Here is a 14,432-nt window from a genome sequence, read left to right on the forward strand (position 1 = left end):
GGGGCCGGATGGGGCTTCCACGTGCGGACCTCCCGGCGCGTGTCGTTCGACGTCGGAGCGGAGCGCGCCGACCGCGTCGTGATCGAGGCGGAGGTCGACGCGCCCGCCGGCGCCGAGCGCGCCGTCGAGGTCGCCCTCTACTCGGGATCCCCCGCCGTCGTGCTCGACCGGTTCCTCGCCGAGGTGGGGCGCCCGGCCGAGCTTCCCGACTGGGTGTTCGGGCTGTGGGCGAGCGGCAACGAGTGGAACACCCAGGCCGAGGTGCTGCGGCAGATGGAGCTGCACCGCGAGCACCGCATCCCGGTGCGCAACGTCGTGATCGAGGCGTGGAGCGACGAGTCGAGCTTCACGATCTTCCGCGACGCGCGGTACGCGGTGCGCGAGGACGGCGGCCCGATGCGGCTGTCCGACTTCACGTTCCCCGCCGACGGGGCGTGGCCCGATCCGAAGGGCATGGTCGACGCGCTGCACGAGGAGGGCGTGCGCGTGCACCTCTGGCAGATCCCGCTGATCAAGATGCGCCCGCATCCGGTGGGCCAGGCCGCGGCCGACGCGCGCGCGGCCCGCGAGGCCGGCGTGCTGATCCGCGAGGAGACGCCCGACGGCGGCCTGCGCCCGTACCGCAACCGCGGCTGGTGGTTCCCGCTGTCGCTCATGCCCGACCTGACCGACGAGCGCGCGGCGCGGTGGTGGACCGAGAAGCGGCGCTATCTCGTCGAGGAGGTGGGCGTCGACGGCTTCAAGACCGACGGCGGCGAGCACGCGTGGGGCGCCGAGCTGGCCTATCTCGACGGGCGGCGCGGCGACGAGGCGAACAACACGTTCCCGACCGCGTACGCCGCGGCCTACGGACGGCTCCTCGAGTCGGCCGGCAAGGCACCCGTGACGTTCAGCCGGGCGGGGTTCACCGGGTCCCAGGCGCACGGCGCCTTCTGGGCCGGCGACGAGAACTCCACCTGGGAGGCGTTCCGCTGGTCGATGCTGGCGGGGCTGTCCGCCGCCGCGAGCGGGATCGTGTACTGGGGATGGGACATCGCGGGCTTCTCGGGTCCGATCCCGGACGCCGAGCGGTACGTGCGCGCCATGGCCGCGAGCGTCTTCGTGCCGATCATGCAGTACCACTCGGAGTTCAACCACCACCGCCTGCCGTCGAACGACCGCACCCCGTGGAACATCGCCGAGCGCACGGGCGACGCCGCCGTGATCGACGAGGTGCGGGAGCTCGTGGAGCTGCGCGAGCGGCTCGTCCCGTACCTTGCGGAGTCGGCTCGCGCGACCATCCGGACGTCCCGGCCGCTCATGCGCCCGCTCTTCTTCGACCACCCCGACGACGAGCGCGTGTGGGCGCACCCGATCCAGTGGCTGCTCGGGGACGACGTGCTCGTGGCTCCCGTGCTCGAGCCCGGTGCCGTGACCTGGGAGGTGTACCTGCCGCAGGGCGAGTGGATCGACGCACGCACCGGGGCGGCGGTGACCGGCGGCGCGCCCCACCTCGCGGACGTCGCCGCCCGCGCGACGGTGCCGGTGTTCGTGCGCGAGCCGGCGTGGGAGCGGCTGCGGGAGGTGTTCCGGCCCCGGGACTGAGGCCTAGCGGGTCGCGGTCCCCACCGCAAGCGGATGCCGATCCGGGAATACGGCGCTAGCCTTGGCAGAGTCCGTCGGCGGATCACGCGATGCGCGGTCCATTGGCACATCCGAACGACGTGAGGAGAACCCATGCGGGGGAAGTTGGGACTCGTGATCGGCCTCGGTGCGGGCTACGTGCTCGGCACGCGCGCCGGCCGTCAGCGGTACGAGCAGATCAAGACCCAGGCGCTCAAGGTCTGGAACCTCGAGCCCGTGCAGGAGCAGGTCGGCAAGGCCAAGAAGCTCGCCACGTCCAGCGCCATGGCGCTGCCTCGCGCCGCGTGGAGCGGCGTGGTGGGCGTCGCCAAGGCCGCCGCCAAGCAGGGCACGCCCGGCACCAAGCTCGACGCCGCCCTCGACGCGACCAAGGACGCGGCCGAGGACGTGAAGAAGGCGGCTGACGACCGATGACCATGCGCTCGCCGCTGCGCGACCGGGCGGACGACGGGCTCTTCACGCTGATCGGCGACGTGCCGCAGCTGGTGAAGAACCTGGTCGTCGCCGAGTTCAACGCCGTCAAGGGCTGGGCCGTCAAGACCGCGACCGACGCGGGCATCGGCACGGGCTTCATGATCGTGGCGCTGTTCTTCATCGCCTGGGTCGTGCCGATGTTCCTGGTCTTCCTGACGGCGCTGCTCTCGCTGTGGCTGCCCGTGTGGGCGTCCGCGCTGATCGTGATGGGCATCGGGGTGGTGCTCGCGCTGGTGGCCGGCATCGTGGGACTCGTCTTCTACCGTCGCATCGGCCGCCGCGAGAGCCCCATCCAGGCCGCAAAGACCGACGTGCTGATCGTGAAGGACGCCGCCGATGAGTATTGACACGCTCCGCCACACCTCACTGACGCCCCGCACCGTGGTGCCGAGCGGGATCACCGACCCGGTCGAGCGCGCCCGCGCCGAGCTGAAGGCCGCGCTCGCCGCGATCGAGCACAAGGCGAACCTCCCGGCGCGCGCCGCCGAGAAGATCGAGGCCGGCGCGGTGAAGGCCCGCGCCTTCGCACGCCGGCAGCCCGCCGCCGCGGCGGCAGGCGCCGTGGGCGTCGCCCTGGCGCTCGGCGCCGCGATCTGGGGTCTCGCCCGCCTGATCTCCCGCTGAGCCGAGGGCGGGCTTCATCCGTTTCGACTCCGCTCGCTGGCGCTCGCTCCGCTCAACGACCGGGTAGGGGAGCCCGGGCGGGGGATCCGATAGCCAGTCGTGATCCTCTCGGTTTGTCCCCTCACCACGCGAGGGGGAGGATGGGTCCATGGCTGAGCAGCACCCCGCGAACCCGGCCGGCGACACCCCCGAGGTCGTCGGCGACAACTACAGCCTCTGGGCCGTCTGGCGCCGCGATCCCGCCCGCGCCGTGCCCGAGGCGCACGACACCGAGCTCGAGGACATCGTCTCGTTCCTCGCCGACGGCGGCGTGACGGTCCGCGGCTTCTACGACGTGAGCGGCCTGCGCGCCGACGCCGACCTGATGGTGTGGATGCACGGTCCGGTGGCCGAGGACCTGCAGAAGGCGGTGCGCCGCCTGCGCCGCACCGAGCTCATCCGCACGCTGCTCCCCACCTGGAACGCCATGGCGGTGCACCGCGACGCCGAGTTCAACAAGAGCCACGTGCCCGGCTACCTGCGCGGCATCCCGCCCAAGCAGTGGCTGACGGTCTACCCGTTCGTCCGCAGCTACGAGTGGTACCTGCTGCCCGACGAGGAGCGCCGCCAGATGCTCGCCGACCACGGCCGCAAGGGCGCCGCGTTCCGCGGGGTCACCGCCAACACGATGGCGTCGTTCGCCCTCGGCGACTACGAGTGGATGCTGCCCATGGAGGCGGATCAGCTCACCGACCTCGTGGACATGATGCGCGAGCTGCGCTACACCGAGGCCCGCCGCCACGTGCGCGAGGAGGTGCCGTTCTTCACGGGCCGCCGGATCGAGATCCCCGAGATCGCCGAGATCCTGCAGTGACCGACGCCGTGGCGGTCCCGGACGCACCGCCCATCCGCCTGGGCACGCGCCGCAGCGCGCTGGCGATGACCCAGTCGGGTCACGTCGCCCGGGCGCTGGAGGAGGTCTCGGGCCGTCGCGTCGAGCTCGTGCAGATCGTCTCCGAGGGCGACACGAACCGCGGCTCGCTGTCGCAGCTCGGCGGCACGGGCGTGTTCGCCACCGCGCTGCGCGAGGCCCTGCTGGCGGGGGAGTGCGACCTGCTCGTGCACTCGCTCAAGGACCTCCCGACCGCGCAGCCCGACGGCCTCGTGATCGCCGCGAACCCGTCGCGCGCCGACGCGCGTGACGTGATCCTGACGCGCGATGGCGTGCCGCTCGAGGCGCTGCCGGCCGGCTCGCTGATCGGCACCGGATCGCCGCGCCGCATCGCGCAGGTGCTGCGCGCGAACCCCGCGCTCGAGGTCCACGACCTGCGCGGCAACGTCGACTCCCGCATGCAGCGCGTGGTGGACGGCGAGCTCGCCGCGATCGTGCTCGCCGCCGCCGGCCTCGACCGCCTCGGCCCGGAGACCGACCTGCGCTTCGAGCAGCGCGATCTGGGCGCCTGGCCGACCGCGGCCGGCCAGGGCGCGTTGGCGGTCGAGACCCGCGCCGACGCGGACCCCGAGCTGCTCGAGGCCATCCGGCGCCTGGACGACCCGCGCACGCGACTCGCCGTCACGCTCGAGCGCGCCGTGCTGGCGGGCATCGAGGCCGGATGCCACGCACCGGTGGGCGTGCACGCGCGCTTCGAGGGCGACGATCTGCACGTCCGCGCCGCGGTGTACGGGCTGCGCGGCGAGCATGTGATCGAGGTCGAGACGGTGGAGGCCGTGTCCATCCCCGCACCGGTACAGGGGTATATTCGGGGTCAAGGCAGTGGCAACGGTGCGGATGCTGCCGATGGCGTGGATCAGATCGACCACGCGCGCGCTATCGGATCCGATATCGCACGTCGGCTGCTCGAACGTGGGGCGGCCGACCTCGTACCGCGAGAGTCCCCCTCATGAACACAGACCCGACACATCCGGACCGGCGTCCGGGCAAGCCCATGACCGGCTGGCGCGTCCTCGTGCCGCGCGGCGGCCCGTGGGGCGACGGCGTCGCGGCGACGCTGCGCTCGCAGGGCGCGGTGCCCGTGATCGCGCCGCTGATCAACTTCGCCCCGACGGACGACTCGGCCACGCTCGAGCGCGCGCTCGCCGACCTCGCCGCCGGCGAGTTCGACTGGGTGACCGTCACGAGCGCCACCACGGTCGACGTGCTCTACGCGTACGACGCGAAGATCCCCGAGGGGACCAAGGTCGCCGCCGTCGGCGAGACCACGGCCGCCGCCCTCACCGCGGTGGGCTATCGCGTCGACCTCGTCCCCGACAGCGACAACTCCGCGGCCGGCATGGCGCGGCAGATGAACGAGCTGGAGCCCCAGCCCCGCCGCATCCTGACGCTGCGCAGCGAGATCGCCAAGCCCGTGCTCACCAACATGCTGATGGAGGCGGGGCACGACGTCCGGAGCGTCGTCGCCTACCGCACGGTCGGCGTGCCGGCCAAGGACAACGTCGTGCGCGACGTCCTCTCGGGCCGCATCAACGCGATCCTCGTCACGAGCGGCTCGGTCGCCGAGCAGGTCCGCGAGCAGTTCCCCGACATCCCCGACGCCACGATCATCGCGGCGATCGGCCCCCGCACCGCGCACGACGCCGACCTCCTGGGCCTGCCGATCCACGTGATCGCCCCCGAGCAGACGATCGACTCGCTGATCCGCGCGCTGGCGGACATCCCGGTCCCGCCGCTGTCGCCCGAGGCGGCGGCGATCCCCGAGACGGGCCCCGTGGCGACCGGCGCGATCCGGATCGACCGCACGCCGACCGGGGTGATCCACACGGTCTCCGAGGACCGGGGGCGCGGCCGATGAGCTTCCCGACCCACCGCCCGCGTCGCCTGCGGCAGTCGCCCGCCGTGCGCCGGCTCGTGCGCGAGACGCACCTCGTGCCGTCGCAGCTCGTGCTGCCGATGTTCGTGCGCGAGGGGATCGACGCGCCCGTCGAGATCTCGTCCATGCCGGGCGTGCGCCAGCACACGCTGGACTCGCTGCGCCGGGCCGCGGTCGAGGCCGCCGAGGCGGGCGTCGGCGGCGTCATGCTGTTCGGCGTGCCCGCGACGCGCGACGCGGTCGGATCGGGCGCCGACGACCCGGCCGGCATCCTGAACGTCGCGACCGAGGCCCTCGTGGCCGAGGTGGGCGACGCGCTGGTCGTGCAGACCGACCTGTGCCTCGACGAGTTCACCGACCACGGCCACTGCGGCGTGCTGGCCGCCGACGGCTCGGTCGACAACGACGCCACGCTCGAGCGCTACGCCGCCATGGGCGTCGCGCAGGCGCGCGCCGGATCCGCGCTGCTCGGCCTGTCGGGCATGATGGACGGCCAGGTCGCCGCGGTGCGTCAGGCGCTCGACGCCGAGGGCTTCGCCGACACCCTGATCCTGGCCTACTCGGCGAAGTATGCCGGCGCCTTCTACGGCCCGTTCCGGGAGGCCGTCGACTCGCAGCTCAAGGGCGACCGACGCACGTACCAGATGGACCCCGGCAACGGCCGCGAGGGCGTCAAGGAGGCGCTGCTCGACGTCGAGGAGGGCGCCGACGTCGTCATGGTCAAGCCCGCGCTGCCGCACCTGGACGTGCTCGCCGACGTGCGCGCCTCCGTGGACGTGCCGGTGTGGGCCTACCAGGTGTCGGGCGAGTTCTCGATGATCGAGGCCGCCGCCGCGAACGGATGGATCGACCGCCGCGGCGCCATCCTGGAGTCGCTCCTCGGCATCCGCCGCGCGGGCGCCGACGCCATCCTGACCTACTGGGCGGCCGAGGCCGCCGGCTGGCTGCGCGAGGAGCTCTGACCCCGGTCCGCTCCGGTGGTCCCCGGGCGGGACACCAGCCGGAGCACGAGACAATGGACCCATGAGCGATCGCAACGACGACCTGTTCGCCCACGCCCGCGAGGTCATCCCCGGCGGCGTGAACTCCCCGGTCCGGGCGTACGGGTCCGTCGGCGGGACGCCGCGGTTCGTGCAGTCCGCGCGCGGGCCGTACATCACCGACGCCGCCGGCCGCGAGTATGTGGACCTGGTCGCGTCGTGGGGCCCGGCCCTGCTGGGGCACGCGCACCCGGAGGTCGTCGAGGCGGTCCGCGAGGCGGCGACCCGCGGCCTGTCGTTCGGAGCCCCGACCGAGGGCGAGGTCGAGCTCGCGGACCTGGTCGCGCGCCGCGTCTCGGCGGGTGGGCTCAACCCGGTCGAGCAGGTGCGCCTGGTCTCGACGGGCACCGAGGCGACCATGACCGCCATCCGGCTGGCGCGCGGCGTCACCGGCCGCGACCTGCTCGTCAAGTTCGACGGCAACTACCACGGCCACTCCGACGGTCTGCTCGCGGCGGCCGGCTCCGGCCTCGCGACGCTCGCGCTGCCGGGCACGGCGGGCGTCCCGGCGCCGATCGCCGCGCAGACGCTCGTGGCGCCGTACGGCGACCTCGACGCCGTGCGGGCGATCTTCGCCGAGCACGGCGACCGGATCGCGGCCATCATCGTCGAGGCCGCCCCCGCGAACATGGGCGTGGTCCGCCCGGCCGACGGCTACAACGCCGGGCTCGCGACCATCGCGCACGACCACGGCGCGCTGCTCATCCTGGACGAGGTGCTCACGGGCTTCCGGGTCGGTCCCGCGGGCTACTGGGGCCTGCAGGTCGAGGCGGGCGAGGCGTACGAGCCCGACATCATCACCTTCGGCAAGGTCATCGGCGGCGGCATGCCCCTCGCCGCGCTCGGCGGCAAGGCCTCGGTGATGGAGCAGCTCGCCCCGGTCGGCCCGGTGTACCAGGCCGGCACCCTGTCGGGGAACCCGCTGTCGGTCGCGGCGGGCATCAAGACGCTGCAGCTCGCGACCCCCGAGGTCTACGCGGCGGTCGACGCGGCGGCCGACCGCGTCGCGGCCGAGGTGTCGGCGGCGCTGTCGGCGGAGGGCGTCGAGCACGCGATCTCGCGCGCCGGCAGCCTGTTCAACCCGGTGTTCGCGGCCGAGGCGCCGCGCGACTATCCGGCTGCCAAGGCGCAGCAGGCGCACCGCTACGGCCCCTTCTTCCACGCCATGCTCGACGCGGGCGTCTCGCTGCCGCCGAGCGTGTTCGAGGCCTGGTTCCTCACGGCCGCTCACGACGAGGAGGCCCTCGGCCGCATCGTCGACGCGCTGCCCACGGCCGCCCGAGCGGCCGCCCGTTCTCTGTAGAAGCGTCTCGCACGCTCGCACCGGATCGACCGCACCGGTCGACCTCCGGTGCGTTTCCTCCGTTTCGACTCCGGCTCGTTCCTCGCCTCCCCTCAACGACCGGGGGATCGCTCGCACGGGGTCGATCCCTTGCGGGGCCGGGTTGCCAGAGCGCGTGGATAGACTGGCGGGACACCTTCCCGCCTGCCTGAGCCGCTGCTTACGCCCGACGAGCCCGAGGAGACGTCATGCTGCTTCTCCTCGTCGCGTTCGCCGCAGGGTCCCTGCTCCTGGCGGGGCTCGCGCGTCCGCTCGGCGCCCGGGTGTTCTACGTCGCGGCGGTCTTCCCGCTCGCGGCGTTCGTGCACGCCTGCCTGGCGTCCGCACGCGTGCTCCACGGGGACATCCCGTTCGCGGCATACGCCTGGATTCGGCCGCTCGGCATCGAGATCTCGATGCGGATGGACACGCTCGGCTGGGTGATGGCGCTGGTCGTCAGCGGCGTCGGCGCGCTCGTGATGATCTACTGCCGCTGGTACTTCCGCGGCCGCAGCGAGGGGCTCGGCCGGTTCTCCAGCGTGCTCCTGGCCTTCGCCGGAGCGATGTACGGCCTCGTGCTGACCGACGACATCGTCATGCTCGTGATGTTCTGGGAGATGACGAGCATCCTGTCGTACCTGCTGATCGGGCACTACCACCTGCGCGCGACCAGCCGCCGTGCCGCCCTGCAGGCGCTGCTGGTCACCACGCTCGGCGGGCTCGTGATGCTGATCGGCGTGGTGCTGCTCGCCGTCGAGGCCGAAACGACGAGCCTCAGCACGATCCTCGCCCAGGCGCCCACCGGGCCGATCGTGAACGTCGCGCTGGTGCTGCTGCTGGTCGGGGCGCTCAGCAAGTCGGCGATCTTCCCGTTCCACTTCTGGCTCCCTGGCGCGATGGCGGCGCCCACTCCCGTCAGCGCGTACCTGCACGCCGCGGCCATGGTGAAGGCCGGCATCTACCTGCTCGCGCGCCTCGCGCCCACGTTCGGCGACGCCGACCCGTGGCGGCCCGTGATCGTCACGCTCGGCGTGTTCACGATGCTGCTCGGCGCGTTCCAGGCGCTGCGCGAGAGCGACCTCAAGCGCATCCTCGCGTTCGGCACCGTGAGCCAGCTCGGCTTCATCTCCGTGGTGATCGGCTTCGGGACGCGCGACGCCGCCCTGGCCGGCCTCGCGCTCCTGCTCGGGCACGCGCTGTTCAAGTCCGCGCTGTTCCTCGTGGTCGGCGTGATCGACCGCCAGCTGTCGACGCGCGACATCGACGAGCTCTCGGGCGTGGGCCGCCAGGCCCCGGTGATGGCGGTGATCTCCTTCGTGGCCGTCGCGTCCATGGCGGGGTTGCCGCCCACGCTGGGGTTCGTCGCCAAGGAGGGCGCGCTCGTCGCGATGCTCGACGCCGCGGGACAGGGCGACGGATGGGGCGTGGTCGCACTGATCGGCATGGTCGCCGGCTCCATGCTCACGGTGGCATACGGCGGGCGCTTCCTGTGGGGAGCGTTCTGGACCAAGCACCGTCGCGACGGATCAACCCGGCCGGAGACCGCGTGGCCCGACCCCCCGATCGGCTTCCTCGGCGTGCCGCTCGTGCTCGCGACCCTCGGGCTCGCGGGCGGCCTGGTGGCGCCGCTGCTCGACGATGCGCTCGCGCCGTACGCCGACACCGCCGCGGCGATCGAGCCCGTCGCGGCCCATCCCGCTCACCTCGCGCTGTGGCACGGGCTCGGGCCGGCCCTCCTCCTGTCCGCGGTCACGCTGCTCGGCGGCGCGATCATCCTGTGGCTCGTCCGCGCCACGGGCTTCGACATCACGGGCCGCATCCTGCAGTTCACCGCGGCCGACGTGTACCACGCGATCACGCGCTCGGTCGACCGCGCCTCGGTCGCGGTCACGAGCCTCACCCAGCGCGGCTCGCTGCCGATCTACGTCGGCACGATCTTCCTCGTGCTGGTGGTCGGCGAGGCCGTCGCGCTGTTCGCCACGCCGGAGTGGCGGATCGCGCTGGACGCGTGGCAGGACCCCGTGCAGCTCGCGGCCGCCCCGCTCATGATCGCCGCGGGCGTGATCGCCGTGCGCGCGCGCAAGCGCTACACCGGCGTCGTCCTGGTCGCGGTGACCGGCCTGGGCATGGTCGTGCTGTTCGCCACCCACGGGGCGCCGGATCTCGCCCTCACCCAGGTGCTCGTCGAGGCGGTCACGCTGGTCGCGTTCGCCCTCGTGCTGCGCCGCCTCCCCTCGCGGATGGGCGCGCACAACGGCACGTCCATGCCGGTGCTGCGCGCGATGCTGGCGGCGTCGGTCGGGATCACGATGGCCGCGCTGGTCGTGATCGCGACGAGCGCGCGGATCCACGACCCCGTGTCGGTCGGCTGGGCCGACCTCGCCTACGAGATCGGCCACGGCAAGAACGTGGTCAACGTCGCGCTGGTCGACCTGCGCGGCTGGGACACGATGGGCGAGCTGTCGGTCCTGATCCTCGCCGCGACGGGCGTCGCGTCGCTGGTGTTCGTCACCGACCGCATCGACTCGCTGCAGCGGCTCACGCGCCGGCTCCCGCGCGCCACGCGCGGCGCGGCCCGGCGCCGTCCGCTGGTCGAGACGACCCAGGGCATCCAGGTGCAGAGCGCGGGCACGCGCGACCGGCCGCGGGCCTGGCTGATCGGCGGGCAGCGGATGAGCGCGGAGTCGCGCTCGATCATGCTCGAGGTGGTCGTGCGGATCCTGTTCCACACGATCATCGTCGTGTCGATCTACCTGCTGTTCGCGGGGCACAACCTGCCGGGCGGCGGCTTCGCGGGCGGCCTGGTCGCGGGAATGGCGCTCGTGATGCGCTACGTCGCGGGCGGCCGCTACGAGCTCGGTGTCGCGGCGCCCACCGACGCGGGCCACCTGCTCGGCGCGGGCATGATCCTCGCCGTGGGCACGGCGGTCGCGCCGCTCGTCTTCGGCCTCGACCCCCTCACCCGCGCCGTCTGGGAGGCCGAGCTCCCCGTGATCGGCCACCTCGAGTTCGTGACGTCCACGATCTTCGACGTCGGGGTGTACCTCGTCGTGATCGGCCTGGTGCTGGACGTGCTGCGCAGCCTCGGCGCCGAGGTCGACCGACAGATGAAGGGCGCAGGTGTCGACGGGCGCCCGCACGAGCCGTTCCGTGCGGCCGCCCCCGAGGGAGGCGCGCGATGAACGTGTCCCTCACCCTCGTCGTCGTGATGGCCGTGCTCTACGCGGCGGGGGTCTACGCGATGCTCGAGCGGAGCCTCACGCGCGTGCTGATCGGGTTCCTGCTGCTCGGCAACGCCACCAACCTGCTGCTGATGATCGTGATGGGCTTCCCCGGAATCGCGCCGTTCGCGGGCGACGAGGGCCGGCAGAGCGATCCGCTCCCGCAGGCGCTCATGCTGACGGCGATCGTCATCACGTTCGCGGTGAGCGCGTTCCTGCTCGCGCTCATCTACCGCTCGTGGCAGCTCGGTCAGGCAGACACGGTCGAGGACGACGCCGAGGACATCGCGCTGCGCATGCGCGCCGCGGAGGCCGAGCAGGTGCTCGGGGCCGAGGGCGCGGGCGACGAGGCCACCACGGACTTCGTCGACGTCGTCGCGTCGCCGCTGCGGGCCATCGACGGCGCAGACGCGCTGGGCCTGCTTCCCGACGCGCCGGTGGACATTCCCACGTCGGCATACGGCGCGTCCGGCGCCCAGAGCCCGGACGGCGCGGATGACGGCGACCGCCCGCAGACGGACGAGGAGGGCCGCTCGTGAGCCTCAGCCTCCTCGTGCCGCTGCTCGTCGCCCTGCCGCTCCTCGGCGCAGCGGTGACGCTCATCGGCGGGCGCCGCCGGCGCCTCCAGGTCGTGGTGTCGATCACGACGCTGAGCATCACGTTCGGACTCGCAGTGTTCCTGTTCGCGGTGGTCGACGGCGGCAGCCCGCTCGCGGTGTCGGTGGGCGGCTGGCCGCTGCCGTTCGGCATCGTGCTCTACGTCGACCGTCTCGCAGCCCTGCTGGTGGCGGTCTCGAGCGTCGTGCTCCTCGCGGTCCTGCTCTTCTCGGTCGGCCAGGGCGCCGCGGACGGCGACGACGACACCCCGGTGTCGATCTTCCACCCCTCGTACCTGATCCTGGCCGCCGGGATCTTCGACGCGTTCATCGCGGGGGACCTGTTCAACCTCTACGTCGGCTTCGAGATGCTGCTCGTCGCGTCGTACGTGCTCATCACGCTCGGCAGCACCGAGTCGCGCATCCGCACGGGCGTGGTGTACATCGTGGTGTCGCTCGTGTCGTCCGTGCTGTTCCTGTCCGCGATCGCGGTCATCTACGGCGCGCTCGGAACCGTGAACATGGCGCAGATCGCCGAGCGGATGGCCGAGCTGCCGGACGGCGTGCAGCTCGTGCTGCACCTGCTGCTGCTCGTCGCGTTCAGCGTGAAGGCGGCCGTGTTCCCGCTGTCGTTCTGGCTGCCGGACTCGTACCCGACCGCGCCCGCGCCGGTCACGGCGGTGTTCGCGGGCCTGCTGACCAAGGTCGGCGTCTACGCGCTGATCCGGACCGAGACCCAGCTGTTCCCCGACAGCGACGTCAACACGCTGCTGCTGATCGTCGCGCTCGCGACCATGATCGTCGGCGTGCTGGGCGCCGTCGCGCAGGCCGAGCTCAAGCGCATCCTGTCGTTCACGCTCGTGAGCCACGTCGGGTACATGGTCTTCGGATTGGCCATGGCGACGCCGGCCGCCATCGGCGCGACGATCTACTACATGGTCCACCACATCGTCGTGCAGACCACGCTGTTCCTCGCCGTGGGGCTGATCGAGCGCCGCGCGGGCAGCACGTCGATCCTGAAGGTCAAGGGGCTGCTGGCCGCGGCGCCCGTGATCGCCGCGGTGTACCTGATCCCGGCCCTCAACCTGGGCGGCCTGCCGCCGTTCTCGGGCTTCATCGGCAAGTTCGCGCTGCTCGACGCCGCCGCGCAGGTCGGCACGCCGCTCATGTACACGCTGATCGTGGCCGGCATCGTCACGTCGCTGCTCACGCTCTACGCGCTGATGCGCGCCTGGAACCTGTCGTTCTGGCGCGAGGAGGACGACTCGGCCGAGACCGAGGCGCGCATCCAGCACCTCGGCACCGCGCCGGCGGCCGAGGAGGTCAGCGAGCGCCGCGTGATCCCGCGGATCATGACGTCGGCGACCGTGGGCATGGTCGCGGTCTCGGTGGGGCTGACGGTGTTCGCCGGGCCGCTCTACGACATCTGCGAGCGCATCGGATCGGCCCTGCTCGAGCCGATCTCGCTCGTCGACCTGGGAGAGGTGGAGGAGGAGTCATGAGCCCGGATGCGCGCTCGCGCGCCCGCCACTTCTGGCACCAGCTGCCGTTCTTCGCCTGGCTCGTGCTGCTCTGGATGATGCTGTGGGCCCAGTTCACGGTGCTGTCCGCCGTGACGGGCGTGATCGTCGCCGTCTTCGTCACGATCGTGTTCCGGCTGCCGACCGCCGAGCTCTCGGGGCGCGTGAACCTGTGGCACGGCGTGGTCTTCATCGTCGCGTTCCTCGGCGCCGTGGTGCGCGGCGCGGTCACGGTCGCGTGGCAGACGCTGCGTCCCGGCGAGACCACCGCCGCCATCATCGCGGTGCCGCTGCGGACCGACTCCGACCTGATGATGACCCACACGGCGGTCGCGACCTCGCTCATCCCGGGTTCGCTCATCGTCGAGGCCGACCGCGAGGCCCGCGTGCTGTACCTGCACGTGCTCGGCATCCGCGACCGCGCCGGCGTCGAGGCGCAGCGGCGCAGCGTGCTGCGCTGGGAGGCGCGCATCGTGCGCGCGGTGGGCTCGAAGACCGACCTCGCCGCGCTGCGGGGCGTGCACGTGGACGTCACGAGGGGAGCCGGGCGATGAGCGTCGACGCGATCCAGACCGCGCTCATCGTGGCGGCGCACGTGCTGTTCGCGGTCGCGGCCGCCCTCACGATCGTGCGCATCGTGCGCGGTCCGTCCATCCTGGACCGCGCCGTGGCGAGCGACGTGCTGCTCACCGAGGTGCTCTGCCTGCTCGGCGCCGAGATGGTCATCCATCAGCACACCCGCACCCTGCCGGTCATGCTGATCGTCGCGGCCGTGGGCGTGTTCGGGTCGATCGCCGTCGCACGATTCGTCGCGAGGAGGGATCAGTGATGGACGCCGCGCTCGACATCGCCGCGCTCGTGCTCGTGCTGCTGGGTGCGTTCCTGTGCCTGACGGCTGCGATCGGCCTGCTGCGCTTCCGCGACGTGCCGTCGCGCCTGCACGCGGCGACCAAGCCGCAGGTTCTGGGTGTCATGCTGGTCGCCGCGGCGATCGCGCTGTCGATGCGCTCCTGGACCGTCGTCGTCGCGCTCATCCCCGTCGTCCTGATCCAGCTGGCGACCGCGCCCCTGAACGCCCACATGGTCGGCCGGCAGGCCTACCGCAACGGCACGGTCGACGAGGCCACGCTCGTCGTCGACGAGCTCGCCGATCGCAGCTGACCCCGCGGCGGGGCCTGGGCGGCATACTTCCGACACAACGCAGGA

15 protein-coding genes are annotated in these 14,432 nt (G+C 72.5%); all 15 read left to right on the top strand.

The window, feature by feature from the left end:
* Window positions 1-21 precede the first annotated feature (21 nt).
* Window positions 22-1,584 (top strand): TIM-barrel domain-containing protein, encoded by a 1,563-nt coding sequence (locus ASD19_RS00320; RefSeq protein WP_200941026.1) that lies wholly within the window; start codon window positions 22-24, stop codon window positions 1,582-1,584.
* Window positions 1,585-1,716: 132 nt separating this feature from the next.
* Window positions 1,717-2,037 (top strand): hypothetical protein, encoded by a 321-nt coding sequence (locus tag ASD19_RS00325; RefSeq protein WP_134746363.1) that lies wholly within the window; start codon window positions 1,717-1,719, stop codon window positions 2,035-2,037.
* Window positions 2,034-2,444, top strand: coding sequence for a phage holin family protein (locus tag ASD19_RS00330; protein WP_055987674.1), 411 nt, complete (start codon window positions 2,034-2,036; stop codon window positions 2,442-2,444). Before ASD19_RS00325 ends, ASD19_RS00330 begins: the two co-directional genes overlap by 4 nt.
* A complete protein-coding gene (locus ASD19_RS00335) occupies window positions 2,434-2,721 on the top strand; it encodes a hypothetical protein (RefSeq protein WP_055987676.1) in 288 nt (95 codons plus the stop codon). The genes ASD19_RS00330 and ASD19_RS00335 overlap by 11 nt, the downstream gene beginning before the upstream one ends.
* Before the next feature lie 148 nt (window positions 2,722-2,869).
* The gene (hemQ, locus tag ASD19_RS00340; protein WP_055987678.1) at window positions 2,870-3,574 is read left to right on the top strand and encodes a hydrogen peroxide-dependent heme synthase; all 705 of its coding nucleotides are present in this window, start codon (window positions 2,870-2,872) and stop codon (window positions 3,572-3,574) included.
* Window positions 3,571-4,605: a hydroxymethylbilane synthase gene (gene hemC, locus ASD19_RS00345; protein WP_230668214.1), complete on the top strand. Its 1,035-nt coding sequence runs from the start codon at window positions 3,571-3,573 to the stop codon at window positions 4,603-4,605. The genes hemQ and hemC overlap by 4 nt, the downstream gene beginning before the upstream one ends.
* On the top strand, window positions 4,602-5,510 hold the full coding sequence (locus ASD19_RS00350; protein WP_082542867.1) for a uroporphyrinogen-III synthase: 909 nt from the start codon (window positions 4,602-4,604) through the stop codon (window positions 5,508-5,510). The genes hemC and ASD19_RS00350 overlap by 4 nt, the downstream gene beginning before the upstream one ends.
* The gene (gene hemB / locus ASD19_RS00355) at window positions 5,507-6,490 is read left to right on the top strand and encodes a porphobilinogen synthase (RefSeq protein ID WP_055987680.1); all 984 of its coding nucleotides are present in this window, start codon (window positions 5,507-5,509) and stop codon (window positions 6,488-6,490) included. The genes ASD19_RS00350 and hemB overlap by 4 nt, the downstream gene beginning before the upstream one ends.
* Window positions 6,491-6,551: 61 nt before the next feature.
* Window positions 6,552-7,871, top strand: coding sequence for a glutamate-1-semialdehyde 2,1-aminomutase (gene hemL / locus ASD19_RS00360; protein ID WP_055987682.1), 1,320 nt, complete (start codon window positions 6,552-6,554; stop codon window positions 7,869-7,871).
* A gap of 227 nt (window positions 7,872-8,098) precedes the next feature.
* Window positions 8,099-11,071: a Na+/H+ antiporter subunit A gene (locus ASD19_RS00365; protein WP_055987683.1), complete on the top strand. Its 2,973-nt coding sequence runs from the start codon at window positions 8,099-8,101 to the stop codon at window positions 11,069-11,071.
* Complete coding sequence (locus ASD19_RS00370; protein WP_055987685.1) at window positions 11,068-11,649, top strand: Na(+)/H(+) antiporter subunit C; 582 nt, start codon at window positions 11,068-11,070, stop codon at window positions 11,647-11,649. Before ASD19_RS00365 ends, ASD19_RS00370 begins: the two co-directional genes overlap by 4 nt.
* Window positions 11,646-13,208, top strand: coding sequence for a Na+/H+ antiporter subunit D (locus tag ASD19_RS00375; RefSeq protein ID WP_055987688.1), 1,563 nt, complete (start codon window positions 11,646-11,648; stop codon window positions 13,206-13,208). The genes ASD19_RS00370 and ASD19_RS00375 overlap by 4 nt, the downstream gene beginning before the upstream one ends.
* Window positions 13,205-13,780 (top strand): Na+/H+ antiporter subunit E, encoded by a 576-nt coding sequence (locus ASD19_RS00380; protein ID WP_055987689.1) that lies wholly within the window; start codon window positions 13,205-13,207, stop codon window positions 13,778-13,780. The genes ASD19_RS00375 and ASD19_RS00380 overlap by 4 nt, the downstream gene beginning before the upstream one ends.
* Window positions 13,777-14,055 carry a monovalent cation/H+ antiporter complex subunit F gene (locus ASD19_RS00385; RefSeq protein WP_055987691.1) on the top strand — a complete coding sequence of 93 codons (279 nt, stop codon included), beginning with the start codon at window positions 13,777-13,779 and terminating at the stop codon, window positions 14,053-14,055. The genes ASD19_RS00380 and ASD19_RS00385 overlap by 4 nt, the downstream gene beginning before the upstream one ends.
* A complete protein-coding gene (gene mnhG / locus ASD19_RS00390; RefSeq protein WP_055987693.1) occupies window positions 14,055-14,387 on the top strand; it encodes a monovalent cation/H(+) antiporter subunit G in 333 nt (110 codons plus the stop codon). Before ASD19_RS00385 ends, mnhG begins: the two co-directional genes overlap by 1 nt.
* Window positions 14,388-14,432 lie beyond the last annotated feature (45 nt).

Origin of the sequence: Microbacterium sp. Root53 (genome assembly GCF_001426925.1) — a bacterium.
Classification (GTDB): Bacteria; Actinomycetota; Actinomycetes; order Actinomycetales; family Microbacteriaceae; genus Microbacterium.

Excerpts from the sequence above, each read along its gene's own strand:
- ASD19_RS00325 (WP_134746363.1), top strand. The coding sequence starts at position 1,717 with ATGCGGGGGAAGTTGGGACTCGTGATCGGCCTCGGTGCGGGCTACGTG.
- ASD19_RS00330 (WP_055987674.1), top strand. The coding sequence starts at position 2,034 with ATGACCATGCGCTCGCCGCTGCGCGACCGGGCGGACGACGGGCTCTTC.
- ASD19_RS00335 (WP_055987676.1), top strand. The coding sequence starts at position 2,434 with ATGAGTATTGACACGCTCCGCCACACCTCACTGACGCCCCGCACCGTG.
- hemQ (WP_055987678.1), top strand. The coding sequence starts at position 2,870 with ATGGCTGAGCAGCACCCCGCGAACCCGGCCGGCGACACCCCCGAGGTC.
- ASD19_RS00350 (WP_082542867.1), top strand. The coding sequence starts at position 4,602 with ATGAACACAGACCCGACACATCCGGACCGGCGTCCGGGCAAGCCCATG.
- hemB (WP_055987680.1), top strand. The coding sequence starts at position 5,507 with ATGAGCTTCCCGACCCACCGCCCGCGTCGCCTGCGGCAGTCGCCCGCC.
- hemL (WP_055987682.1), top strand. The coding sequence starts at position 6,552 with ATGAGCGATCGCAACGACGACCTGTTCGCCCACGCCCGCGAGGTCATC.
- ASD19_RS00365 (WP_055987683.1), top strand. The coding sequence starts at position 8,099 with ATGCTGCTTCTCCTCGTCGCGTTCGCCGCAGGGTCCCTGCTCCTGGCG.
- ASD19_RS00370 (WP_055987685.1), top strand. The coding sequence starts at position 11,068 with ATGAACGTGTCCCTCACCCTCGTCGTCGTGATGGCCGTGCTCTACGCG.
- ASD19_RS00380 (WP_055987689.1), top strand. The coding sequence starts at position 13,205 with ATGAGCCCGGATGCGCGCTCGCGCGCCCGCCACTTCTGGCACCAGCTG.
- ASD19_RS00385 (WP_055987691.1), top strand. The coding sequence starts at position 13,777 with ATGAGCGTCGACGCGATCCAGACCGCGCTCATCGTGGCGGCGCACGTG.
- mnhG (WP_055987693.1), top strand. The coding sequence starts at position 14,055 with ATGGACGCCGCGCTCGACATCGCCGCGCTCGTGCTCGTGCTGCTGGGT.